This is a genomic window from Halomonas sabkhae (genome assembly GCF_030409265.1).
Lineage (GTDB): Bacteria > Pseudomonadota > Gammaproteobacteria > Pseudomonadales > Halomonadaceae > Halomonas > Halomonas halmophila.
Genome location: NZ_JAUFPM010000005.1, coordinates 157,021 through 181,750, shown reverse-complemented (window position 1 = coordinate 181,750; position 24,730 = coordinate 157,021). Strand labels below are relative to the sequence as shown.

Genomic DNA, 24,730 nt, shown 5'->3' with positions numbered 1-24,730 from the left:
TGAAACCGCTCAGCGCCGATGGTAGTGTGGGAGTTCCCATGCGAGAGTAGGTCATCGTCAGGCATCTACAGTGAAAAAACCCCGGGCCGAAAGGCTTGGGGTTTTTTTATGGAAGAATGTTTCCCCAATATGGCGCGCTGGTCAGGGAGGGGAGTTCCCCTGGAGAGTTGCGGAGAGCCGCCCTGGTTATCGTCAGGCACTTACATGAAAAATCCCCCGGGCCTTCCCGGGGGATTTTTTTATGTCAGGGTGTCAGGCGATGCCCTGGCCTTCAGGCGTTCACTTCATAGAGCTCGATGGGGGTGCCGTCGGGGTCCGCGAGAAAGCTGAAACGTGCTCCGGTGAGCTCATCCACGCGCACGGGTTCCGCTTCGGTACCGCGCGCCTGCAGCAGGCTGAGGCAGGCATCCAGGTCCCGGGTGGCCAGGGCCAGGTGGCGCAGGCCGCAGGCTTCGGGGCGGCTCGGGCGTGGCGGCGGTGCGGGGAAGGAGAACAGCTCCAGCTGAATGCCGCCCGGTAGCCTGAGATCCAGCTTGTAGCTGTCGCGCGCCTCACGATAGGTCTCCTCGATGATCTCGGCGTCCAGGACGTCGAGGTAGAAGCGACGAGCGCGCGGATAGTCGGCGGTGATCAGGGCCACATGGTGTACACGTTCGAGCGGCAAGCGTTGCGTCGGCTGGGTCATCGAAGGTCCCGTGCAGAAAAGGCCCCGTGCAGGGGCGGCGTTTCAGCCATCAGCGGCAGAGTGATTCCAGGGTTTCCACCAGCGAGTCCATTTCGTCCTCGGTGCCGATGGAGATGCGCAGGTAATTATTGAGCATCTCGGTATTGAAGTGACGCACCAGGATGCCGCGCTCGCGCAGGTCGACGAACAGCTGGGCGGCGTCGAGCGAGGCGTGGCTGACCAGCAGGAAGTTGGCCTTCGAGGGCAGGACATGAAAACCGAGTGACTCGAGACGCTCGCGAGTCCGCTCGCGGGTGGTAATGACGGCCTCGCGGCAGGCCTCGAAATGCTGGCGATCCTCCAGCGAGGCGATGCCGACGGCACTGGCCAGGCTGTCGATGGGATAGGAATTGAAGGAGTCCTTGACCCGTTCGAGCCCCTCGATCAGCTCCCGGGAGCCTATCGCATAGCCCAGGCGCAGTCCGGCCAGGCTGCGTGACTTGGAGAAGGTGCCGGTCACCAGCAGGTTGTCATGCTCGGCGACCAGCGGGATGGCGCTTTCCCCGCCGAAGTCGGCATAGGCTTCATCGATCAGCACCACCGAGTCCTTTACCCGCGAGAGCAGGCCCTGGATCGCCTGACGATCGTGGCCATGGCCGGTTGGCGCATTGGGGTTGGCAAAGATGGCGCCGCTGCTGTCGGTGGTGAACGCCTCCAGGTCGACGCGCCACTGAGCATCCAGCGGCAGGGCGCGCCGCGTGACATCAAAGAGGCGACAGTAGACCGGATAGAAGCTGTAGGTGACTTCCGGCATCTCCAGGGGGCGCCCGTGGCAGAAGAAGGCCTGGAAGGCCAGGGCCAGGATTTCGTCGGAGCCGTTGCCGACGAACACCTGCTGCGGCTCGACACCCAGCTCCCCGGCGAGTGCCGCGCGGAGTGCACTGGAGTCCGGGTCAGGGTAACGCCGCAGATGATCCACCGGGAACTCACGCAGCACGGCCTCGACGCCCGGGGCCGGCGGGTAGGGGTTCTCGTTGGTGTTCAGCTTGATCAGCCGTTCGCGGGGCTGTTCGCCGGGCACATAGGGCGTCAGCTCGTGTACCTTGGGGCTCCAGAACTTGCTCATGGTCTCTCGCTCGCGGGAAATCGTGCGAACATGGTGACCCGCTCGCCGCAGCCGCGCAAGCCGCCAGGGTGTTAGGCTGCGCGTTCGTGAAGACGCTTCGCTCGCCATGGATGACGCCGTATGCTTGCCCAGATTCTTGCCACTTTATTGCCGGTCTTCCTGATCGCCGGGTGCGGTAGCCTCTATGGGCGTGTCCGGCGCCCGGACACTGGCAGCCTGAACACCCTGAACATGGAGCTGTTCGTGCCCCTGCTGGTGTTCGCGGCACTGGCCGATCGCCAGGCACCGCTGGCCGATCATGCTCGCCTCGCCCTGGCGGGCAGTGTGGTTGTGCTGGGCTCCGGCGTGGTGCTGTGGCCCCTGGCGCGCTGGCTGAAGCTGGACGTGCGCACCTTCCTGCCGCCCATGATGTTCAACAATGCCGGCAACATGGGGCTTCCCCTGATCGTGCTGGCCTTTGGCGAGGCGGCCTTGCCGGCGGCCGTGGTGCTCTTCATCGTGGAGATGCTGCTGCATTTTTCGGTGGGCCTGTGGATGCTCGACCCGCGTACGCCCCTGTGGCGGCTGTTGAGAATGCCGATCGTGGTGGCGAGCATCGCCGGGCTGGGTGTCAATGTCAGTGGCCTGACACTGCCGCCCTGGTTGCTCGAGTCCATGCACATGCTGGGCGGGGTGAGCATTCCCCTGATGCTGTTCGCGCTGGGCGTGCGCATGCTCGACATCGATTTCTCCCAGTGGCGTCTGGGGTTGCTGGGGGCCGTGCTGTGTCCGCTGTCCGGTCTGCTGATGGCGCTGCCGATGGTTCTGCTGCTGGACCTCTCGGGCACTTCGGCGGCCGCGCTGTGGGTCTTTGCCGCGCTGCCGCCGGCGGTATTGAATTATCTGGTCGCCGAACAATACCGGCAGCAACCGCATCAGGTCGCCTCCCTGGTGTTGATCGGCAACCTGGGAAGCCTGCTGGTGATGCCCTTGCTGCTATGGGTGGTGTTCGAACAGGTGCGACCAATGGCATCATGACTCATGGAACCTGGTAGCGCTCCGACTGTCCGCTGTAGGCACGACAGGTTATGCTATTGAACAGGCAGCCGTGAATGACGGCGCCAAGACCACTGGTTAGGAGAACGAATATGCAAATCAGGATGTTGCTGGCGGGTACGGCGATGCTCGCCATGCTGGCGGGTTGCGCATCGGGCCCCACCGATCAGGGCACGAGTGACGCGGGCATGACCAGCACCGAGCAGACCTATCAAGGCACGCTGCCCTGCCGCAACTGCCAGGGGATCGACCTGAACGTGACCATGGAAGGCAGCGAAGAGAGCGCAGCCGCGCAACGCACCTTCGACCTGGAAGCGGCCTATCGCGGCCATCCGGAAAACCCGCCCAAGGAAACCTATTCCGGTAACTGGAGCGTCCTCGATGGCACCGCCGACAATCCGGAAGCCACGGTCTACGAGCTGACGCCGAATGGTGACGGCCAGGTCTACTACTTCCTGCGCGTCAACCCGCAGACCCTGGAGCTGATCGATCCGCAGCGTCGTCGCTTCCAGAACAATGAGGCCCTGCGCCTCCAGCGGATGTGATGCGCGACACCGAGTGATGTCGAAGGGCGGCTGATCAGCCGCCCTTCGCTTGTCCAGCTCCTGAACGTATTCCCTCGACGAGATCCCGATGGCCAAAGCCAAGAGTGCCTTTGTCTGCACCGAGTGCGGTGCCGAATATCGTAAATGGCAGGGGCAGTGTTCCAGCTGCCAGGAGTGGAACACGCTGAGCGAGGTGCGGCTCTCCGCTGCGCGCCCCGGCGCCGCTGGTGGCAGCGGTGGGGGTGCCGGCCGCAGTGGTTACAGCGGAGCCGTATCGCGTGAAGTGGTCGACCTGGCCAATGTCGACCTCGGGGAGGTGCCGCGGCTGACCTCGACCTTCGAGGAGTTCGACCGTGTCCTCGGCGGCGGCCTGGTACCGGGCTCCGCCGTCCTGCTGGGTGGCCACCCCGGCGCCGGCAAGTCCACCCTGCTGCTGCAGACGGCCTGCAAGCAGGCCCAGCAACGCCGGGTGCTGTATGTCACCGGGGAAGAGTCGCTGAGCCAGGTGGCGATGCGGGCCCGGCGCCTGCAATTGCCGACCCAGGGCCTGCAGATGCTGGCCGAGACCAGTATCGAGACGATTCTCGGCGTGGCCGAGCGTGAGCGCCCGGATGTGCTGATCATCGACTCCATCCAGACCACGCACCTCGAGGATATCGCCTCGGCGCCCGGTGGCGTGGCCCAGGTGCGGGAGTCCGCCGCTGCCCTGACACGCTTCGCCAAGCAGTCCAGCACGGTGCTGATGCTGGTCGGCCATGTCACCAAGGATGGCACCCTGGCGGGCCCCAAGGTGCTGGAGCACATGATCGATGCGTCGCTGCTGCTGGAGGGTGGCGCCGACTCGCGCTTTCGCACCCTGCGTGGCCTGAAGAACCGCTTCGGGGCCGTCAACGAGCTGGGTGTGTTCGCCATGCTCGAGCATGGCCTCAAGGAAGTGAAGAACCCCAGTGCCATCTTTCTGTCGCGCAATGAAGAGCAGGCCCCGGGCAGCCTGGTGATGGTGGTCTGGGAAGGCACAAGGCCCATCCTGGTGGAAGTCCAGGCCCTGCTCGATGACTCGGCGCTGGGCAATCCGCGGCGCGTGGCCGTCGGGCTCGACCAGAACCGGCTGGCCATGCTGCTGGCCGTACTGCACCGCCATGGGGGCCTGTTCACCGGTGATCAGGACGTCTTCCTCAACGTGGTCGGCGGGGTCAAGGTGCTCGAGACCAGTGCCGATCTGGCTGTGCTGCTGGCCGTAGTATCGAGCCTGCAGAGCCGCTCGCTGCCGCGCGAGCTGGTGGTCTTCGGCGAAGTCGGCTTGTCCGGCGAGATTCGCCCGGTGCCCAGCGGCCAGGAGCGGATCGTCGAGGCGGCCAAGCATGGCTTCAAGCGGGCCATCGTGCCGCGCGGCAATGCCCCCAAGCAGTCTCCCGAAGGCATGGAAGTGGTGCCCGTCGACAAGCTGTCCGATGCACTGGAAGCCCTGTAACAGCCACCAGGATCACTGTGCATGCCGGCGTGCACGAGCCTGTCCGACCAGGCTGGACAGCATGAACAGTACGGCCGCCAGACTGACGATGGTCGGCCCGGTCGGCGTATCCAGCCAGTAGGCGGCCTGCAGCCCCCCGGTGGTGGAGCCGGCACCGCAAATCGCGGCCAGCAGGGCCATGCTTTCCGGTGTGCGGCTGAAGGGGCGTGCCGTGGCAGCGGGGATGATCAGCAGGGCGGCGATCAACAGCACGCCGACCACCTTGAGAGCCACCGCCACGACCACGGCCAGCGACAGGGTCAGAATCCACTGCTCTCGCCCGGGGTCGATGCCGCTGGCGCAGGCCAGGTCGCTGTTCAGCGTGGCAGTCAGCAGGCTGGACCAGCGCCAACGCATCAGCCCCAGCACGATGACGGCGCCGGCCCAGATCATCGCCAGATCCAGCTTGCCGACGGCCAGGATGTCGCCGAACAGGTAGGCCATCAGGTCGATCCGTACCCCGGAGACGAAGGACACGGCGACCAGCCCCAATGCCAACGCCGAGTGCGCCATGACACCGAGCAGGGTATCCATGGCATAGCCTCGGCCACTCAGCGACGAGACCAGCGTGGCCATGATCAGGGAGGTGACCAGCACCCCGGCCAGAATCGAGGTGGAGAGTACCAGCGAGAGGGCGACGCCCAGCACGGCGGCGTGTGCCGTGGCATCGCCGAAGTAGGCCATGCGTCGCCATACCACGAAGCAGCCCAGGGGCGCGGCGGCCAGGGCCACGCCGATACCCGCCAGGGCGGCACGTACCAGAAAGTCATCCAATATCATGATGCCAGCTCCTGGAGTGTCGGTCGGGGGCTGTGGTCATGGTGATACACGGCCAGAGCATCCGGCACGCCCTGGCCGAACAGGGTCTGGTAGGCCGCCGAGGACGCGACACCTTCCGGCGTGCCCTCGCAGCATATCGAGCGGTTCAGACAGACCACGCGGTCCGAGGTGCGCATCACCACATGCAATTCGTGGCTGACCATCAATACCCCGCAGCCCAGCTCGTGACGCACGGACTCCAATTGATGATAGAAGTCGATGACACCCTGCTGGTCCAGCCCCTGGGTTGCTTCATCGAGAATCAGCAGGTCCGGTGACCCCAGCAGCGCCCGTGCCAGCAGGATGCGCTGGAACTGTCCCCCCGATAGCGAACTCATCTGTAGCCTGCCCAGGCCCGCGGCGCCGGCGCTCTCCAGCGCCTGGTCGATGCCCGCCCGGGAGTGTCGGCCGGGGAGCCGCATGAAGCGATCGACGGTCATCGGCAGTGTCGCGTCAAGGTGCAGGCGCTGGGGCACATAACCCATCACCAGCCCCGGGCTGCGTCGAATCCTTCCCCATGCCGGGGACAACGCGCCGATGATGGCTTTCAGCAGTGTGGTCTTGCCCGAACCGTTGGGGCCGACGATGGTGACGATCTCGCCTCTCTCCAGGGTCAGGTGAATGTTGTCGAGGATTGGCTGGCCGCCAAGATCGACATCAAGATTTTCGATGGTCAGCAATGTCATGAGGCACCTGCCGGCAATTTGCGAGCGTTGCCAGGCCGATCGGTTTGTCTGGTCGGCTTGACAGAAACGTTATGTTATAACATAAATACGCATCGCTCAATTGCGCTTCACCTGCTGATCAAGGAGATCATGATGTTGCGAGTCCGTTATTGGGGGGTGGCCCTGCTGGGAGCCGGAGTGCCGGCCATGGCCACCGCTGATGTACCCGATGTGGCGGTCGATATTCCACCGCTGCATTCGCTGGTCGACCGTGTGATGGGCGATCTGGGCTCTCCCGAGTTGGTGATCCAGCCCGGCGCATCGCCGCATGGTTATTCCATGCGACCTTCCGAGGCTTCCGCCCTGGAACGCGCCGATGTGGTGTTCTGGGTCGGTGAAGCACTGGCGCCCTGGCTGGGGGAATCGATCGACAGCCTGGCCGCTGATGCCGATAGCGTGCCCCTGCTGGACGTGGAGGGAACCCGGACCCTGGACTTCCGTCAGGGGGCCACCTTCGAGGCGCATGATCACGCCCACGCTCATGAAGGACATGACCATGAGCACGATCACGCCCATGCCCATGAAGGACATGACCACGCAGCGCATGGCCATTCCCACGACGGCACGGATCCGCACGCCTGGCTGGATCCTGCCAACGCCCGGGTCTGGCTGGATGCCATCGCCGAGTCACTGGTGAAGGCCGATCCCGAGCATGCCGAGACCTATCAGGAAAACGCGCGCCTCGGCAAGGCGGAGCTCGATGAGCTGATTGCCGATCTCCAGGCGCGTCTCGAGGGTGCTCGGGATACCCGCTTCATCGTCTTCCATGATGCCTATCAGTATTTCGAACAGCGCTTCGATCTCTCCGCTGCCGGCGCTATTGCCCTGGGTGATGCCTCGGATCCCAGTCCGGCACGTATCGATGAGCTGCGCAACACGGTCACGGAGCTGGGTGTCGACTGCGTCTTCAGCGAGCCGCAGTTCAACCCGCAGCTGGTCGACAACGTCTTCGGCCCGACAGGTGTGAACACTTCCATCGTGATCGATCCCCTGGGGGCCGACCTGACGCCTGGTGAGTCACTTTACCCCAGGCTCTTGCAGCAGTTGGCAGAGGGTGTCGCCGACTGTGCATCGGCCACCTGATCCGCCTCTTCCCGGAACGGCAGTCTTTACGCTCGGGGCGAACGCCCCGGCTCAATGCAACCATCAAGGAGAACTTCGATGAATCCGACGTATGTCAAACCTGCGGGCATCCTTGCCCTTGGCCTGCTGACCATGACCGCTGGACAGTTGGCCCTGGCGCAGGAGAGCGGCGACTCGCATCAACATGACCATGAACACAGCCACGACCACGACCACGACCACGACCACAGCCATGACCATGATAGTGATATCCATGCGGGCTACTTCGATGACAGCCAGGTCAAGGATCGCGCGCTGTCTGACTGGGAAGGCGACTGGCAGTCGGTCTACCCCTATCTGCAGGACGGTACGCTCGATCCTGTCATGGCCCACAAGGCGGAGAAGAGCGATGAGAAGACCGCCGAGGAGTTCAAACAGTACTACCAGCGCGGCTACAAGACGGATGTCGATCGCATCGAAATCGATGGTCAGACCGTGGTCTTTCATGAAGACGGCGAGACGATGTCCGGCGAGTATGCCTATGATGGCTACGAGATCCTGACCTACGCGGCCGGCAATCGTGGCGTGCGTTACATCTTCGAGCTCGAGGAAGGCGGTGACGAGCTGCCGGACTACATCCAGTTCAGTGACCACAGCATCTTTCCCACCGATGCCGGCCACTACCACCTCTACTGGGGGGATGATCGCGCCGCCCTGCTGGAAGAGGTCAAGAACTGGCCGACCTACTACCCCTCGAGCTTTAGTGGCGAGCAGATCGTCGAGGCAATGAAAGCGCATTGACGGTCGGGGTCGCGGCCGGCCCCGACCCGGGTTGCCGGGGCTTGAAAGCCGACGTGGATAACCTCACCCTGTTGAAGAGGGCCCCGCATGGGGCCCTCGATCGGTCACGAGATCGAATCTGAAACCATTCCGACTTTGCCAAAGGAGGTATTGGATGTCAGTGCAGACATCGTCCAGCCGACCGTTGTCCGAGACCCGCGTGCGCAGTGCTCCGGGGCCGGGGGAAGATCCCTATCCGACCCGCCTGCGCGAACCGCTGGACCTGCCGTGGCTCAATCGTCGCGAACCCGTCGTCAAGGGCGAGGCCAGTCAGGGCCCGCTGTCCACCGAGCAGCTTGCCCGCTTCGAGCGACAGGGCTTTCTGTTCGAGCCCGACTTCCTGAGTGGCGAAGAGCTCCAGGCCCTGCGTGGCGAGCTCGATGCGCTGCTCGACCGCGATGACTTTCGCGGCCAGCCGTTCGCCATCACCGAACCCCGCGGCAACGAGATTCGTTCCCTGTTTGCCGTGCATTTCCTGTCGCGGCTCTTCAGCCGTCTGGCCAACGACGATCGCCTGGTCGGTCGTGCCCGTCAGATCCTCGGGGGTGAGCCCTATGTGCATCAGGCGCGTATCAACTACAAGCCGGGTTTCGAGGGGCAGGGATTCAACTGGCACTCGGATTTCGAGACCTGGCACGCCGAGGACGGCATGCCCGGCATGCATGCGGTCAGTGCCTCCATCGTGCTCACCGACAACCATACCTTCAATGGCCCGCTGATGCTGGTGCCGGGCTCCCATCGGGTCTTCATTCCCTGCCTGGGGGAAACGCCGGATGACCATCACCGCCAGTCACTCAAGCAACAGGAGTTCGGTGTGCCGGGGCGTGATGCCCTGCGTCGCCTGATCGACCGCCATGGCATCGAGGCGCCCACCGGCGCGGCGGGCGGGTTGCTGCTGTTCGACTGCAATACCCTGCATGGCTCCAATGCCAATATGTCACCGGACCCACGCAGCAACGCCTTTTTCGTCTACAACCGGCGCGACAACCGCTGTGGCGAGCCCTTCGCCGCGGATCGGCAGCGTCCGCGCTTCCTTGCCCATGCGCCGGATGAAAGCTGGTCGCCGCATGCCTGACGCACGCGTAGACTGAGGGCCTGGCCCACTATTCGGCCTCACCCGCAGAAGGAGTCGACCATGCGTTTCGTTCCCCGCTTTACCGACGGCCGCGAGTTTCCCGAACCCCTGGGCAAGATCGTCTGCGTCGGTCGCAACTATGCCGAGCATGCCCGGGAAATGGACTCGCCGGTGCCCGATGAGCCGCTGTTGTTTCTCAAGCCGGCGACCAGTGCGGTGGACATGGAGGCGGTCATCGAGGCGCCCTTCACGTGGGGCGAGGTGCATTACGAGACCGAGCTGGCGCTGTTGATCGGCGAGCCGCTCAGCGATGCCGCACCGGATCTGGCCGAGCGGGCCATCGTGGGCCTCGGCCTGGCACTGGATCTGACGCTGCGGGATGTCCAGACCCGTCTGAAGGACAAGGGGCATCCCTGGGAAATCGCCAAGGCCTTCGATGGCGCCTGTCCGTTGTCGGCATTCCTGCCGCTTGTCGAGGCGCCCAACTGGAGTGCGCTGGAATTCGACCTGGCGGTAAACGGCGAGCCTCGCCAGCATGGCCTGGGCGCCGAGATGCTGTTCTCGGTGCCGGTGCTGGTGGCCGAGATGAGCCGGCATTTCACCCTGCTGCCCGGCGACGTCATCCTGACGGGCACGCCGGCCGGTGTCGGCGAGCTGCCGCGTGGTGCCAGCCTCGATTTGCAGATGACCGGCGGCCTGCACATACAGACGCGCGTCGCGGAATAAGGTGGCGCCAGCCGGGGCAGGGAGTGACTCGGCGCCATGCATGACAAGGCCCCGCCGGGCGCGTCCCGGCGGGGCCTTGTCGTAGGTGGCGTCTGCCGGACAGCCCGCAGGCTGTCCTGGCGTCAGGCCTATTGCGCCTTGAGCTTATAGGCCACGACGTAGTCGCCGATGGTGGTACCGATGGAGCCATGTCCCCCGGCAACCTGGACGACCATCTGCTCGCCCTCGCTGTTGAGGTAGGTCATCGGGGTGGCCTGTCCGCCGGCCGGCAGCCGGGCTTGCCACAGCTGCTCGCCGGTTTCGAGGTCATAGCCGCGCAGGTAGTCATCCACGCTGGCCGCCATGAAGACCAGGCCGCTCTCGGTGATGACGGGGCCACCGATACCGGGTACGCCCATCTTGATGGGCAACGGCAGGGCCGTCATGTCCTCGACGGTACCGTTCTTGTGCTTCCAGACGGTCTCGCCGGTCCGCAGGTCGGCGCCGGCCACATAGCCCCAGGGAGGCTGCTGGCAGGGCACGCCCAGCGGCGACAGGAAGGGCTTCATGTCGACCGCGTAGTCCGCGCCGGCGTTCTCGTTGATGCCCTGCTCGCCCTGGTTGGTCTTGCCCAGGTCGGCGCCGTCCTTGGGCACCAGCGTCGAGGTGAAGGCCAGGTAGAGCGGCATGCCGAACATCACCTGACGCTTCGGGTCGACGGCGATGCTGCCCCAGTTGAAGACGCCGAAGTTGCCCGGGAAGACGATGGTGCCCTGCTCGGAAGGCGGCGTGTACTGCCCTTCGTAGCGCAGCGACTTGAACTGAATGCGGCACATCAGCTGGTCGAGCGGCGTCGCCCCCCACATGTCGGATTCCTGCAGCTTGGGCGGCCGGAAGCTGAGGCTGGAGACCGGCTGCGTCTCCGCGGCGTAATCGCCCTCGATGGTGCCCTGCGGAGCCGGCTTCTCGGAGATCGGCAGAATGGGCTCACCGGTCTTGCGGTTCAGGACATAGACATCGCCCTGCTTGGTGGGAATCACCAGCGCCGGCTGGGTGCCCTGTTCGGTCTCGAGATCGAGCAGGCTGGGCTGCGCCGGTGTATCCATGTCCCAGAGGTCATGGTGCACGAACTGCTGGACCCACTCGACCTGGCCGGTCTCGAGGCTCAAGGCCACCACGGAGCTGGCGTACTTCTCTTCCGCCGGGCTGCGGAACATGCCGAGCTGGTCCGGCGTGCGGTTGCCCATGGGGAAGTAGATCATGCCCAGTTCTTCGTCGGCGCTGGCGATCGACCAGCTGTTGGGCGAGCTGGTGGAGTAGGTCTCGTCCTCGGCGATCGGTGCCGTTTCGTCCGGATTGCCGGCGTCCCAGTTCCAGACCAGTTCTCCCGTCCTGGCGTCGTAGGCGCGGATCACGCCGGACGGCGACTCGACGGCATAGTTGTCGTTGACCGAGCCGGCCACGACGACCTTGCCGTCGGCCACCACGGGGGGCGAGGTGGAGTAATAGAACCCGTCCTGCTTGAACGGCATGTTGTGCATCAGGTCAAGCTCGCCGTTGTCGGCGAAGTTCTCGCAGCGCGCGCCGGTCGCCGGATCGACCGCGACCAGGCGGGCATCGGAGGTCGGCAGGAACAGCTGGCCATCGCATTGCATGGGGTCCTGGTCTTCCGCCGGCTGGCTGGCGGCCTGCACCTCAAGGCTATCCGGCTCGCCGTCACTGGGCGGCAGATAGGATACGCCGCGGCAGGTCTGGTGCTGGCGCGAGCTTTCGGCGGGCACCTTGGCATCATAGACCCACTGCTCCTGACCGGTGTCGGCATCCAGGGCGATCAGCCAGTTATGCGGCGTACACACGAACAGCGAATTTCCCACCTTGAGCGGTGTGGCCTCGTAGGTGGTTTCGGTGACGTCGTCCGGGCCCATCATGTCGCCGGTGCGGTACTGCCAGGCGAGCTCCAGGTCATCGACGTTTTGTGGCGTGATCTGCTCGAGCGGCGAGAAGCGTTGGCCCATGTTGCTGCGCCCGTAGGCGTGCCAGCTCTCCCTGGGCGAATCCCCGGTATCCGGAGACTCGGCGACCACATCGCGATTCAGCTCGCCTTCGACACGGTGTTGGTCCACGGCCATGCTGGCCAGGGTGCCCACGCCGATGATCGCCCAGACGGGCAGCAGCACGGCCAGGCCGGCACGACTGGCGCCCTTGGCGGGTATCAGCAGCGGGATGGCGAGTATCAGGAAAAGGCCCAGGCGGGTCGCCAGGGGCCACCAGTCATACCCTGACTCCCACAGCGACCAGGCAGCGGTGGCGATCAGGAAGAGGGCATAGAGCAGCTGGGCCGTGGGGCGCCGCGAACGCGTCATGGCACCGACCACGATCAGGAGTACGCCGGTCAGTGCGTAGTACCAGCTACCGTCGAGGGTGATCAGCCAGATGCCGCCCCCCAACAGCGCCAGCCCCACGAGCCAGAAGATGAGTGAAACGATGAACATGAGCCTAGCTCCTTGCCAAGGAAGGTACCTGGAATATGGCCGCGTGGCCGTGGTCGACGCAAAGGGTGCCTGTCGGATCCCCACAAGAGGACGGCAAGAGGCGTGGACGAGGTGCGTGCAACCCGCGTGCGGCGAGGGATTCAGGCGAAGAGGTTACCGCTCAATGATATAATAGTTAGCCTGAGAATTAAAGCGCCAGCCCGGCGGGAGCGTGCCGGACGGGCGTCCGGCGGTTGTGTCCGGCCGAGCATCAGGGCTTGCCCAGCTTTCACGCCGCAGGCGCGGGGAGAGGCAATGGTGCCTCGGCCAGGCGCTGCTTGAGGATGGTGCGGAAGCGGTCCGGGTCATGGGGAGTCAGGTCGTGGGCCGGCGGATCCACGTAGACCACCAGCAGGCGCGAGAGCCAGTAGCGCAATGCCGTCATGCGCAGCATCATCGGCCAGGCATCGACTTCATTGGCGTCCAGCGGGCGCTGTGCCTGATAGGCGCCGAGGATGGCCGCGTAGCGCTCGGCGTCCAGGCGGCCGTCGTCGCGGGTCGCCCAGTCGTTGATGACGATGGCCAGGTCGAACAGCAGGTCGCCGGTACAGCCGTTGTAGAAATCGATCATGCCCCCCAGGCGCTCACCATCGAACAGGGTGTTGTCGCGGAAGAGGTCGCCATGCAGGGCGCCCTGGGGCAGTTCCGGCAGCCGTTCGAAATAGCCCTGGTAGGCTTCCAGCTCGTCCATCATCAACAGCTGGTCCTCGTGGGACAGATACGCCAGCACCTTGTGGTGCATGGGCAGGAGCCAGTGCAGGTCGCGCGGGTTGGGGCGATGCCCGGGGAAGTGCTGCGAGACCTTGTGCATATGGCCCAGGGCATCACCCAGCGCACGGCACTGGGCCAGATCGGGTTCGTGGGGGTGGCGGCCCGGCAGGCGTGGAAACAGCAGTGCCGGCTTGTCGGCCAGGCTGTGCAGGGCGACGCCATCATGGTCATGCAAGGGGCCGGGAACGGGCAGGCGGTGCTCGTCCAGGTAGTCGAGCAGCTCGACGAAGAAGGGCAGCTCCTCGTGCTCGCCCTGTTCGAACAAGGTCAGCACCAGTTCCTGACGGTCGGTGGTGACGAAGAAGGTGCTGTTCTCCGTGCCGGCAGGCACGCCCTCGACGGCAACCAGTGAGCCGGCGTCGAAACGCTCCAGAAAGGTCGCGACCTGAGCGTCGGTAAGCGGGGTGAATACGGCCATTGGGGTCTCGCGCAGACGATCTCAAATCGTCCATTGTAGCGGCTTGGTGCCTCGATGCACGAATCCGGGGCGGGAATCGTGCAAAAGTGTTCCGGTGAACACTCGGGGCCGCCGCTTACGCAGTCAGGGCCCGATCAGCTATCCTCGCGCACCCAGGCCGGAATGCTCAGGCTGCCGCCGTCCTGGCGCTCGAAGTCGCCGCCACCCTCCCGGTCGATCAGGTAGTAGCTGGCGCCGGAGGCCGGGCGCACCTCGATGGCGAACAGCTGACCGTTGAGGCGATATTCCTTGAGGGTGCGATCGTCTTCCTGGCGCGTGGTGACCTGGGGTTCAGGAGTCCCCGACTGGGCGATCGCCGGCGTAGCGGACAGTAGTAGGGCGCTGAGGCCGAGCAACAGGGCTAGCGAACGAAATGAAAACGGCATGGTTACCTCCGGGGCGGTCATCGGCGTCCAGTGTACGACGCGACGGCATCACGGCAAACATCGCCGGCAATGCGTATCATGGGGCATTAGAACTGCATTTACTTTCCGGGTTCCACGACCTGCGTTATTCAGACATCAATGGATGCCGACTCATGGCCAACACTCCCATCGTACTCGTCGACGGTTCTTCCTATTTATATCGAGCCTTTCATGCCCTGCCGCCGCTGATGACCTCCGATGGCCAGCCCACCGGGGCGGTCAAGGGCGTGCTGAACATGCTCAAGCGGCTGATCAAGGATTACCCCGACAGCCCCATGGCAGTGGTGTTCGATGCCCCCGGCAAGACGTTTCGCGACGAGCTGTACGCCGAGTACAAGGCGCAGCGCCCCCCCATGCCGGATGACCTGCGCTCCCAGGTGGCGCCGCTGCATGACTGCGTGCGGGCGCTGGGGCTGCCGCTGCTGTGCATCGAGGGGGTGGAGGCCGACGATGTCATCGGCACCCTGGCGCGTCATGCCACCGAGGCCGGTCGCGATGCAGTGATCTCCACCGGCGACAAGGACATGGCCCAGCTGGTCAACGGGCACATCACCCTGGTCAACACCATGAAGGATGAAACCCTCGACCCGGCGAGCGTCGAGGCCAAGTTCGGCCTGCCGCCGAGTTTGATCATCGACTACCTGGCCCTGATGGGTGACAAGGTCGACAACATTCCCGGTGTGGCCGGTGTCGGCGAAAAGACCGCCATCGGCCTGCTGCAGGGTATGCAGGGCGGCCTGGAGACCATCTATGGCGATCTCGAGAAAGTCAGGACGCTGAGTTTTCGCGGCGCCAAGACGCTGCCGAAAAAGCTCGAGGAAAACCGCGAGCAGGCCTTTTTGTCCTACGAGCTGGCGACCATCAAGACCGACTGCGAGCTGCCGGTGGGCCTGGATGATCTGCATATCGCCCAGCCCGATCGCGACCGTCTGGCGGAGCTGTATGGCCGCATGGAGTTCAAGACCTGGCTGGCCGAGCTGAAGGACGGCAGTGACGCCGGCGTCGATGATGTGGCCGGGGGCAGTGCCGCGGCGCCGGAGGAAAGCGCAGCGTCGAGCGAGGACCGGGAGCCGCGCCGCGATGTGGTCATCACCGAGCAGGCCACGTTCGACGAGTGGCTCGAGCGGCTCGCGGCCAGCGAGGCCTTCTGCTTCGATCTGGAAACCACCAGCCTGTCCTACATGGAAGCCGATATCGTCGGTGTCGGCCTGGCCCTGGAGCCCGGCGAGGCGGCCTACATCCCGCTGGCTCATGACTACCTGGATGCACCGGAGCAACTGGATCGTCGGGCGGTGCTCGAGGCGCTGGCACCGCTGTGGGCGGATGCCGGCAAGGCCAAGATCGGCCAGAACCTGAAATACGATGTCTCGGTGCTGGCGCGTCATGGCTACCCCGTGGCCGGGGCACTGCACGACACCATGCTCGAGTCCTATGTGCTGGATTCCACCGCCACCCGTCACGACATGGACTCGCTGGCGCTGAAGTATCTCGGCGAGACCACCCAGAGCTTCACCGACATCGCCGGCAAGGGCGCCAAGCAACTGACCTTCAATCAGGTCGCACTGGAGCAGGCCGCGCCCTATGCCTGCGAGGATGTCGACATCACCCTGCGGCTGCACCAGATACTGCGACCGCAGGTCGAGTCACAGGGCCGCCTGGCCGAGGTCCTCGACACGGTCGAGCGACCGCTGGTGCCGGTGCTGTCGCGCATGGAACGCAACGGTGTGGCGCTGGACCCGGAACGCCTGCACGTGCAGAGCCGCGAGCTCGGCGAGCGCATCCATGAGCTGGAGCAGCGCGCCCATGAACTGGCCGGGCGCGAGTTCAACCTGGGTTCGCCCAAACAGCTCGGGCAGATCCTGTTCGAGGAGCAGAAGATCCCGGTCCTCAAGAAGACGCCCAAGGGCGCCCCCTCGACGGCCGAGGGGGTGCTCGAGGAGCTGGCGCTGGACTACCCCCTGCCCAAGGTGATCATGGAGCATCGCGGCCTGTCCAAGCTGCGCTCGACCTATACTGACAAGCTGCCGCGACTGGTCGTGGCCGCGACCGGACGCCTGCATACCAGCTATCATCAGGCGGTCACGGCCACCGGGCGACTGTCATCGTCCGATCCCAACCTGCAGAACATCCCCATTCGCACCGAGGAGGGGCGGCGCATCCGTCAGGCCTTCGTGGCGCGGCCGGGATATCGGCTGGTGGCGGCGGACTATTCGCAGATCGAGCTGCGCATCATGGCGCACCTGTCCGGTGACAAGGGTCTGCTCGATGCCTTCGCCGAGGGGCGCGACATTCACGCCGCCACAGCCGCCGAGGTCTTCGGCGTAGCCCTCGATCAGGTCTCCGGCGAGCAACGACGCAGCGCCAAGGCCATCAACTTCGGCCTGATCTACGGCATGAGCGCCTGGGGGCTGGGGCGTCAACTGCACATCGAGCGCAACCAGGCGCAGGTCTATATCGACCGCTACTTCGACCGCTATCCCGGCGTGGCCCGCTACATGGAGCGCATCCGCGCCCAGGCGGCGGAGGATGGCTTCGTCGAGACGGTGATGGGGCGCCGCCTCCATCTGCCGGAGATTCACTCCCAGAATCGCAACCGTCGCCAGGGCGCCGAACGCACCGCCATCAATGCCCCGATGCAGGGCACGGCGGCGGACATCATCAAGCGTGCCATGATCGACGTCGACGCCTGGCTGGCGCAGGCCGACAGGAACGCCATCATGGTCATGCAGGTGCACGACGAACTGGTCTTCGAGGTCGCGGAAGACGAGGTCGGGACCTTCATCGACGAGGTCAAGGCGCGCATGCAGGGCGCCGCCGCGCTGGATGTGCCGCTGACCGTCGAAGCCGAGAGCGGTGCCAACTGGGACGAGGCTCACTGACGCCTCGCCGGCCCGTAACGCATCAGGCCCGCGGCGAGTGCCACGGGCCTGATGGATCAACCGAGCGTTGATTGACGCGGCGAGAGACGACGCCAATCAACCCTTCTTACTTAGCGCCAGCCGACGCGGTCGAAGATCTTGATCGCTTCGGGGTTGTTCTTGCCCAGCTCGCTGATGTTCAGCTGGTCCTTCTTGAAATCACCCCAGCCTTCCAGCACGTCGCTCTTCTCGGCCCCCTCGACGACCGGGAACTCGTAGTTGCCGGCGGCCAGATGCTCCTGCGCCTGGTCGGAGGCCAGGAATTCCAGGAAGCGCACGGCGTTGTCGTGGTTCGGCGCGTTCTGCACGACACCGGCACCACCGACGTTGACGTGGGCACCGCGGTCGTCCTGATTGGGGAACATGATCTCGACCTTGTCGGCGACTTCCTGGTCGGCGGCATCGTCGGACTGCATCAGGCGCACGTAGTAATAATGGTTGGCCACGGCGATGTCACACTCGCCACTGGCCACGCCCTTGATCTGGTCGGTATCACCGCCTTCCGGGTCGCGTGCCATGTTGTCGACCACGCCCTGGGCCCAGGCTTCTGCCTCTTCGGCGCCGTGATGGGCGATCAGCGAGGCCAGCAGCGACTGGTTGTAGATGTTGTTGGACGAACGAATGCAGACCTGGCCTTCATAGCGCGGATCGGCCAGATCCTCGTAGCTGGTCAGCTGCTCGGCGTCGACTTCCTCGGGGTTATAGAAGATGGCCCGTACGCGCTGGCTGAAGCCGAACCACTTGCCTTCCGGGTGGCGCATGGAGTCGGGCAGGCGCTCGCTCAGTGTCTCGGACTCCACGCCGGCGAAGGTGTCTTCCTGCTCGGCACGCCACAGGCGGCCTGCGTCGACGGTGATCATGACGTCGGCGGGGCTGGCTTCGCCTTCGCGCTTGATGCGCTGGATGAGCTGGTCGGAGCCGCCCTCGAGCACATTGACCTCGATGCCGGTCTCTTCCGTGAAGGCGTCGTAGAGCGCCTGGTCGGAGTCATAGTGACGCGCCGAGTAGACATTCACTTCGCCGTCGGCGGTGGCGTTGGCGGCGAAGGCCGAGCCGGTCAGCATGACGGCGAGCGGCAGGGCATAACGTGGGGTGTGTGACATGGCGGACATCCTGTCGATGTGGATGGAAAATTAATTAGAATGATAATGTATTGCATTCAATGTCATGACTCATTGAAGCGGCTGAGGGGGCAAACGTCAACCATGCACGGCGCAAAAGTTGACCCGGATGCACGGCGAAGGAGGTGGCAGCCTTGCCAATGACAACCCTTTACAGTCGCTTTCGCGTTACCATGTCCACTGAATTCCTGTGCCGGCGATCCCCATGCAACACGAGACCCCAGCGAATGCCGTTGAAGCGCCTCGCTCCGAGGCACTCGATATTCTGACCCTGACGGATGTCGAGCACCGTTATGGCCGGCACCGGGCGGTGGCGGGCATCGACCTGAGCGTCCGCCAGGGGGAGGTGGTCTGTCTGCTGGGGCCCTCGGGCTGCGGCAAGACGACCCTGCTGCGCATCGTGGCCGGGCTCGAAGTCTTGCAGGCGGGGCAGGTGAGCCTGGATGGGCGCTCCCTGGGCCGGCCACACGTGCCGCCGGAACGCCGCAACGTCGGCCTGGCGTTCCAGGAGGCGGCGCTGTTTCCGCACCTCAGCGTGCTCGAGAACGTGACCTTCGGGCTCAAGGCCCTGCCGGCCCGGCAACGCCGTGAGCGGGCGCAGGAACTGCTGGCGCAGCTGGGCATGGCAGACCACGCCGCGAGTTATCCGCATACCCTGTCCGGTGGCCAGCAGCAGCGTGTGGCGCTGGCCCGAGCCCTGGCGCCGGAGCCCGGCCTGATGCTGCTCGACGAACCCTTCTCGAGCCTGGATGCCAGGCTGCGCGACCGCATCCGGGATGACACCCTGCACGTGCTCAAGCAGCAGGGTGCCGGGGCCCTGCTGGTGACGCACGACCCGGAAGAGGCGATGTTCATGGCCGACCGCATCGCCCTGATGCGCGATGGCCACATCGTCCAGACCGGTACGCCCCGGCAGCTCTACTGTCACCCGGTCGACCCCTTCGTGGTCACCTTCTTCGGGTCAGTGAACGAGCTGTCGGGCGTGGTGAGCGATGGATACGTCAGTACCGCGGTCGGCGAGGTGGCCGCCCCGGGGATGGCGGATGGGGCCTCGGCCCAGGTGCTGGTCCGGCCCGAGGCCCTGTCGGTCGAAGCGCTCGACGCGCCGCCGGCGGACCATCACAGTCACGTGATCATGGCCAAGCTGCTGGGGCGTACCAGCCTGCTGCATATCTGCGCACATGGTCCGGGGCGCGAGTCGCATCTGCATGCGCGGGTTCCGGGGGTCTTTCTGCCCGAGCCGGGCCAGCCGGTGGCGCTGCGCCTGGACACCTCACAGGTGTTCGTCTTTCCCGCCGGGGCGGGAGCCACGCATGGCGAGACTTAACAGCACGACCGGAATGATGCCCACGACGACGATGGCCAGCGAGGCCGTAGAGGCCTCGGCCAGGCGCTCGTCGGATGCCAGATTGTGAGCGCGCACGGCCAGGGTATCGAAGTTGAAGGGACGCAGGATGATGGTCGCCGGTAGCTCCTTCATGACATCGACGAAGACCAGAATGGCGGCGGCCAGCAGACTGCCGCGCATGATCGGCGTGTGCACGTGGCGCAGCGTGCCGCTGGCCGTCTCGCCCAGGGTGCGGGCCGCCGCGTCCATGCTCGGCGTGACCTTGCCCAGGCTGGCCTCCAGCGCATTGAAGGACACCGCCAGGAAGCGCACCACATAGGCATAGATCAGGATGAAGGCCGAGCCGCTGAAGATCAGCCCGGCCATCACGCCATAGTGCTCGCGCAGCCAGCCATTGATCTGATCATCCAGCCAGGCGAAGGGGATCAGGATGCCCACCGCCACCACCGAGCCGGGGATGGCATAGCCCATGGCGGCGATGCGTGTGGCGCTGCGGGTCATAGGCCCCGGATTGAGGCGCGCGCCATAGCTCAACAGCAGCGCCAGGGCCACGGCGCACAGCGAGGCCAGAACCGCCAGAACCAGGCTGTTGCCGGCGAACTCGAGAAAGGCCGCGCCGAACAGGCTGTCACCGTCGGTGAGTGACAGGTAGGCCAGCAAGCCGCCGGGCAGCAGAAAGCCCACCAGGATCGGCATCAGGCAGGCCAGACAGGCCGCGGCTGCACGCCAGCCGGTCAGCGCGAATTGTGGCAGGCGCTGATAACGCCCCGTGGTCTGGAAATAGCGTCGCCGACCCCGCGAGGCCCGCTCCAGCAGCACCAGCACGATCACGAAGGTCAGCAGGCAGGCGGCCAGCTGGGCGGCGGCGACCTGTTCGCCCATGCCGAACCAGGTGCGGTAGATGCCGGTAGTGAAGGTATCCACACCGAAGTACTGCACGGCGCCGAACTCGTTGAGGGTCTCCATCAGCGCCAGCGAGACGCCGCCGACGATGGCCGGCCGTGCCAGGGGAATGGCGATGCCGCCGAACAGCCGCCAGGGCCCGCGTCCCAGGGTGCGACCGACATCCAGCATGCACACCGACTGCTCCATGAACGCCGCCCGGGTCAGCATGTAGACATAGGGGTAGAGCACCAGGGTGATCAGAATGGCGGCGCCGCCCAGCGAGCGGATCTCGGGAAAGATGTAGTCGTCGGCCCCCCAGCCGAACGCCTCCCTCAGCCAGCTCTGCAGCGGCCCCGCATATTGCAGGAAATCGGTATAGGCGTAGGCGATCACATAGGTCGGTACCGCCAGCGGCAGCAACAAGGCCCACTCGAAGAGGCGGCGACCGGGGAAACGGCACATCACCACCAGCCAGGCCGTGCCGGTGCCGATGACGAAGGTGCCGATGCCCACCGCCAGCACCAGCAACAGGGTGTTGGTCAGATAACGTCCGAGAACGGTGCTGGCCAGGTGCTGCCAGATGCCGTCCGTGGGCATGACGATGTGCGCCAGTACCACCAGCACGGGTAGCGCGACGATGGACGCGATGGCGAGCGTCAGCAGGCTCCAGGCATCGAAGCGACGGCCGGAAACCGGCCGAATGGCGGTGGCAGGGTCTGTGCGGGACAAGGCGTGCAGCCTCCCGGGCGTGTCCAGTGGGCCAAGGCGCGAATGATAGCAGCCGTCGCGCCCCCTGACAGCCCGCCCACCGGGCGGGCTGTGGCAGGTGGCCCATGGTCAGCGGCCGATCAGCAGCGCCGGCAGCCCCGTGATCAGGGACGGGAACACGGCCATCAGCACGCAGGCCAGCACGATCAGTGCGCAGAAGGGAATGACGGCCCGGTAGAGGTCGACGATCTCGATGCCCTCGGGGGCCACGCCCTTCAGATAGAACAACGCATAGCCGAACGGCGGCGTCAGGAAGGAGGTCTGCAGCACCACCGCCACCATCACCACGAACCACAGCACATCAATGCCCATCTGTTCGACGATGGGCAGCATGATCGGGAAGCTGAGCAGCACGATGCCGGTCCAGTCGAGGAACATGCCGAGGATGAACACCAGGAACAGCATCAGGATCAGAGCCCCGGTGGTGCCGCCCGGCATGGCCATGACCACCTCGCTGATGACTTCCATGCCGCCACCGATGGAGAACACCCCGGTAAAGGCGGTGGCGCCCACCAGCACCAGCATGACCATGGTGGTGGTCTTGCTGGCCTCGATCAGGGTGCGGTAACAGGTCGCGAAACTGCGGTCGCCGAAGATCAGGAAGAGCACGAAGGCAATGGCCACGCCGATGGCCGAGGCCTCGGTGGCGGTGGCGATGCCCGTGAACAGCGACCCCAGCACGCCCAGGATCAGGGCCATGGGCGGCAGCACGTAGCGGGCGAGCATGCCCAGCAGCTCGCCGGCCGAGGTCTCGGCGCGCTCGGCGGCGGGTACCGGTGGCCCGTAGGCGGGCTTGAGGTAGCAGATGATCAGCACATAGAGCGCGTACATCACGCCCAGCATCACGCCCGGCACCAGGGCGCCGGCGAACAGCGCGCCCACCGAGACCGGCGAATAGCTGGCCATCAGGATCAGCATGATGCTCGGCGGAATCAGGATGCCCAGGCAGCCGCTGGCCATGATCACGCCGGTACTCAAGTGCTTGTTGTAGGAGTACTTGAGCATCGGCACCAGGGCGATCATGCCCATCACGGCGATCGAGGCGCCGACGATGCCGGTGGTCGCCGCCAGCAGCACCGAGACGATGACCACGGTCAGTGCCAGGCCGCCGCGCAGGTTGGCCAGCAGCAGGCGCATGGTATCGAACATCTTCTCGGTCACGCCCGAGTCGTTGAGGAAGCGTGCCATGAGAATGAACAACGGAATGGCGACCAGGACGTAGTTGTCCATGGCGTTGCCGTAGATGTTGTTGATCAGGATGCCGAGCGTGCTGGCGCCGGGCCCCAACCAGGCACCGAGCACCGCCACGCCGCCCAGCACGAAGGCCAGCGGGTGGCCCATGAAGAGCCCGATCAGCAAGCCGCCGAACATGAAGAGGGTGAGCATTTCGGCATTCATGCAGGATTCTCCTCACGCAGCGACTGAACGGCCCTGAGTACCACGGCAATGGCCTGGAGCAGCAGCAACACCGCGGTGACGACGATCACGGCCTTCACCGGATAGACCGGAATGGCCACCATGCCGTAGGTGGTCTCGCCACGACTGAAGGAACGCTCGAAGAAGCTCCAGCCGAGGCTGAGCAGCATCCAGATGAAGGGCACGAAGAAGATCAGGTAGCCGAGGATCTCCAGCGCGGCCTGTTTGCGGCGTGACAACAGCCGCTTGAGCACGTCGACTTCCACATGGGCATGATGGCGCAGGCCGTAGGCGGCCATCAGCATGAAGTGAGCGCCGAACAGCATCTTGGTGACATCGAACGCCCAGTCACTGGGGCGCCCGATCAGAAAACGCATGGCGATATCGTAGATCACGATCGCCGTGATGACGGCGAGCAGCGGGGCAATCAGTCGCCCGAATGCCTCGTTGAGGCTATCGATGGCCTTGGCAATGGCGTTCATAGAGAGGCTTCCGGCATCAGTCGTTGTGGACGAGGGTAGGCCGGTACCGGGGTGAGCCGTGAAGGCCCACCTCCGGGATGGCTGTTGAGGAAATGCTGATTAAATCGCCGAGCGCTGTGAAGCGCAAGGCGCACGGAGCGCAGAAAGCGAGACATAACAAATAGTTAGGCGAGCTTTCTAGCACCGCGCAACATAGCGATTTACGCGCGCAGGCATTTCAGCAGTTTTTCCTTACTCCATGCAGGCTTCAATCTCCTCCAGCGACGGCAGGTTGTCGGTCACCCGGCTCATGTTGAAGGGCACCGAGATATCGCGCCAGTTGGCGTAGTGCTCCAGGTAGCTGACCATGGAGTGATAGACCTTGGCGTGCATCGGATCCTCGCAGGCGCCCTGCACGATCACCTCGTTGGTGATGCGCTGAATCTCGGCCAGGTCGTCCTCGGACAAGTGGCTGATCTCGGTGCCATCCTCGAGGAACTTCACCGTGCCCTCGGTGGACTGGCGCTCGGACCAGGCCAGCGACCACGCCATGGTGGCGTCGGCGGCGATCCTGAGTTTCTCCTGGGTCTCCTCGGAAAGCGCGTCCCAGGCGTCCTGGTTGATCATCACGCCGAACACGCTGGCCGACTGGTGCCAGCCCGGCGTCAGCCAGTAGTCGGCGACTTCACTGAAGCCGGCCTTGTAGTCCACGCCCGGTGTGGAAAACTCGGCGCCGTCGACCACGCCGCGCTCGATGGCCTGGTAGATCTCGCCACCCGCCAGGGTGACCTGGGAGCCGCCCAGCTGCTCCAGTACGCGCCCCTGATCGCGGCCGGAAAGGCGCAGGCGCTTGCCTTCCAGATCGGCCAGGCTCTCGATGGGCGTGCCGCCGCGGAAGCCGGACTCATTGTTGGTGATGCCGTAGGGCAGATAGACCATGTTGTACTGGCCGTAGACTTCCTGATAGAGCTCGAAGCCGCCCCACTGCTGAATCCAGTTGAGGTAGTCGACGCCGTTGAACAGGCTGGTGGTGGTGGCCAGCGGCGAGAAGGCCGGGCTGCGACCCGCCCAGTAGCCGGGCCAGTCGCCCGCGGCCTGGATGCTGCCGGTCTCGGTGGCATCGAAGACCTCGGTGCCGGGCATCAGGGTGCCACCGGCGCGGAAGTCGATCTGCAGCTCGTCGCCGGTCAACTGGTTGACCAGCTCGACCCAGTGGCGATCGATCTGAATCAGGTCCAGGTTGTCCGGCCAGGTGGTCGTCATGGTCCACTTTTCCTGGGCCTGGGCGGAGCCTGCCAGAGTGGCCAGGGCAATGCCGGCGGCCAGGCCGGTAAGGGCAAAGCGTTTCATCATCGAGAACTCCCTAAGGCGATTGTTGTGCTTCTTCAGAACAGACAGCGACTTTCACGCTCCTGCTTGTCAGGGGGCATGCCAATCATCAAGCTAGCATGATGATCTGTTGATGCCCGATGTCCACTATAGTCGTGTTTCGTCCCACGTGGCGAAGTCGGCATGGCCCGGAA

The 24,730-nt window shown here is 64.9% G+C and carries 21 protein-coding genes; 9 read left to right on the top strand and 12 right to left on the bottom strand.

What is annotated here, in order from left to right:
- Window positions 1-271 precede the first annotated feature (271 nt).
- On the bottom strand, window positions 272-685 hold the full coding sequence (gene gloA2 / locus QWY79_RS04650; protein WP_290270350.1) for an SMU1112c/YaeR family gloxylase I-like metalloprotein: 414 nt from the start codon (window positions 683-685) through the stop codon (window positions 272-274).
- A gap of 49 nt (window positions 686-734) precedes the next feature.
- Window positions 735-1,790, bottom strand: coding sequence for a histidinol-phosphate transaminase (hisC, locus tag QWY79_RS04645; protein WP_290270349.1), 1,056 nt, complete (start codon window positions 1,788-1,790; stop codon window positions 735-737).
- A gap of 120 nt (window positions 1,791-1,910) precedes the next feature.
- Here hisC and QWY79_RS04640 point away from each other — a divergent pair, with 120 nt between their 5' ends.
- The 3 genes from QWY79_RS04640 (at window position 1,911) to radA (ending at window position 4,841) form a co-directional block, all read left to right on the top strand.
- Window positions 1,911-2,807: an AEC family transporter gene (locus QWY79_RS04640; protein WP_290270347.1), complete on the top strand. Its 897-nt coding sequence runs from the start codon at window positions 1,911-1,913 to the stop codon at window positions 2,805-2,807.
- A 110-nt stretch (window positions 2,808-2,917) separates the two neighbouring features.
- On the top strand, window positions 2,918-3,370 hold the full coding sequence (locus tag QWY79_RS04635; RefSeq protein ID WP_290270345.1) for a copper resistance protein NlpE N-terminal domain-containing protein: 453 nt from the start codon (window positions 2,918-2,920) through the stop codon (window positions 3,368-3,370).
- 88 nt (window positions 3,371-3,458) lie between these two features.
- Window positions 3,459-4,841 (top strand): DNA repair protein RadA, encoded by a 1,383-nt coding sequence (gene radA / locus QWY79_RS04630; RefSeq protein ID WP_141321896.1) that lies wholly within the window; start codon window positions 3,459-3,461, stop codon window positions 4,839-4,841.
- 12 nt (window positions 4,842-4,853) lie between these two features.
- Here the strand turns inward: radA and QWY79_RS04625 are convergent, their stop codons facing one another.
- Window positions 4,854-5,660 carry a metal ABC transporter permease gene (locus QWY79_RS04625; protein WP_290270342.1) on the bottom strand — a complete coding sequence of 269 codons (807 nt, stop codon included), beginning with the start codon at window positions 5,658-5,660 and terminating at the stop codon, window positions 4,854-4,856.
- Window positions 5,657-6,385 carry a metal ABC transporter ATP-binding protein gene (locus QWY79_RS04620; RefSeq protein WP_290270340.1) on the bottom strand — a complete coding sequence of 243 codons (729 nt, stop codon included), beginning with the start codon at window positions 6,383-6,385 and terminating at the stop codon, window positions 5,657-5,659. The genes QWY79_RS04625 and QWY79_RS04620 overlap by 4 nt, the downstream gene beginning before the upstream one ends.
- A 132-nt stretch (window positions 6,386-6,517) precedes the next feature.
- On the opposite strand from QWY79_RS04620, the gene QWY79_RS04615 reads away from it, so the two are divergent.
- The 4 genes from QWY79_RS04615 to QWY79_RS04600 all read left to right on the top strand — a co-directional run bounded on the left by QWY79_RS04615 (window position 6,518) and on the right by QWY79_RS04600 (window position 10,127).
- Window positions 6,518-7,507, top strand: coding sequence for a zinc ABC transporter substrate-binding protein (locus QWY79_RS04615; RefSeq protein WP_290270338.1), 990 nt, complete (start codon window positions 6,518-6,520; stop codon window positions 7,505-7,507).
- A 78-nt stretch (window positions 7,508-7,585) separates the two neighbouring features.
- Complete coding sequence (locus QWY79_RS04610) at window positions 7,586-8,287, top strand: metal-binding protein ZinT (RefSeq protein WP_290270336.1); 702 nt, start codon at window positions 7,586-7,588, stop codon at window positions 8,285-8,287.
- Window positions 8,288-8,441: 154 nt separating this feature from the next.
- On the top strand, window positions 8,442-9,401 hold the full coding sequence (gene thpD / locus QWY79_RS04605) for an ectoine hydroxylase (protein WP_290270334.1): 960 nt from the start codon (window positions 8,442-8,444) through the stop codon (window positions 9,399-9,401).
- A gap of 60 nt (window positions 9,402-9,461) precedes the next feature.
- Window positions 9,462-10,127, top strand: coding sequence for a fumarylacetoacetate hydrolase family protein (locus QWY79_RS04600; protein WP_290270331.1), 666 nt, complete (start codon window positions 9,462-9,464; stop codon window positions 10,125-10,127).
- Between the two features lie 128 nt (window positions 10,128-10,255).
- Here the strand turns inward: QWY79_RS04600 and QWY79_RS04595 are convergent, their stop codons facing one another.
- The 3 genes from QWY79_RS04595 to QWY79_RS04585 all read right to left on the bottom strand — a co-directional run bounded on the left by QWY79_RS04595 (window position 10,256) and on the right by QWY79_RS04585 (window position 14,251).
- Window positions 10,256-12,598 carry a glucose/quinate/shikimate family membrane-bound PQQ-dependent dehydrogenase gene (locus QWY79_RS04595; protein WP_290270330.1) on the bottom strand — a complete coding sequence of 781 codons (2,343 nt, stop codon included), beginning with the start codon at window positions 12,596-12,598 and terminating at the stop codon, window positions 10,256-10,258.
- A 268-nt stretch (window positions 12,599-12,866) separates the two neighbouring features.
- The gene (locus QWY79_RS04590; RefSeq protein WP_290270328.1) at window positions 12,867-13,826 is read right to left on the bottom strand and encodes a homoserine kinase; all 960 of its coding nucleotides are present in this window, start codon (window positions 13,824-13,826) and stop codon (window positions 12,867-12,869) included.
- A gap of 134 nt (window positions 13,827-13,960) precedes the next feature.
- The gene (locus tag QWY79_RS04585; RefSeq protein WP_290270325.1) at window positions 13,961-14,251 is read right to left on the bottom strand and encodes a DUF2782 domain-containing protein; all 291 of its coding nucleotides are present in this window, start codon (window positions 14,249-14,251) and stop codon (window positions 13,961-13,963) included.
- Window positions 14,252-14,403: 152 nt separating this feature from the next.
- Between QWY79_RS04585 and polA the strand changes: the two genes are divergently transcribed.
- On the top strand, window positions 14,404-17,169 hold the full coding sequence (gene polA / locus QWY79_RS04580) for a DNA polymerase I (protein WP_290270323.1): 2,766 nt from the start codon (window positions 14,404-14,406) through the stop codon (window positions 17,167-17,169).
- Window positions 17,170-17,279: 110 nt separating this feature from the next.
- Here the strand turns inward: polA and QWY79_RS04575 are convergent, their stop codons facing one another.
- Window positions 17,280-18,311 (bottom strand): Fe(3+) ABC transporter substrate-binding protein, encoded by a 1,032-nt coding sequence (locus tag QWY79_RS04575; RefSeq protein ID WP_290270321.1) that lies wholly within the window; start codon window positions 18,309-18,311, stop codon window positions 17,280-17,282.
- A 223-nt stretch (window positions 18,312-18,534) separates the two neighbouring features.
- Here QWY79_RS04575 and QWY79_RS04570 point away from each other — a divergent pair, with 223 nt between their 5' ends.
- Window positions 18,535-19,656, top strand: coding sequence for an ABC transporter ATP-binding protein (locus QWY79_RS04570; protein WP_290270320.1), 1,122 nt, complete (start codon window positions 18,535-18,537; stop codon window positions 19,654-19,656).
- On the opposite strand, the gene QWY79_RS04565 is transcribed toward QWY79_RS04570, so the two are convergent.
- The 4 genes from QWY79_RS04565 to dctP form a co-directional block, all read right to left on the bottom strand.
- The gene (locus tag QWY79_RS04565) at window positions 19,603-21,264 is read right to left on the bottom strand and encodes an ABC transporter permease (RefSeq protein ID WP_290270364.1); all 1,662 of its coding nucleotides are present in this window, start codon (window positions 21,262-21,264) and stop codon (window positions 19,603-19,605) included. The two genes, QWY79_RS04570 and QWY79_RS04565, sit on opposite strands and share 54 nt — an antisense overlap.
- 135 nt (window positions 21,265-21,399) lie before the next feature.
- Window positions 21,400-22,728 (bottom strand): TRAP transporter large permease, encoded by a 1,329-nt coding sequence (locus QWY79_RS04560; RefSeq protein ID WP_290270319.1) that lies wholly within the window; start codon window positions 22,726-22,728, stop codon window positions 21,400-21,402.
- Window positions 22,725-23,228 (bottom strand): TRAP transporter small permease subunit, encoded by a 504-nt coding sequence (locus QWY79_RS04555; protein WP_290270316.1) that lies wholly within the window; start codon window positions 23,226-23,228, stop codon window positions 22,725-22,727. Before QWY79_RS04555 ends, QWY79_RS04560 begins: the two co-directional genes overlap by 4 nt.
- A 231-nt stretch (window positions 23,229-23,459) precedes the next feature.
- Window positions 23,460-24,560, bottom strand: coding sequence for a TRAP transporter substrate-binding protein DctP (gene dctP, locus QWY79_RS04550; RefSeq protein WP_290270314.1), 1,101 nt, complete (start codon window positions 24,558-24,560; stop codon window positions 23,460-23,462).
- Window positions 24,561-24,730: the final 170 nt, after the last annotated feature.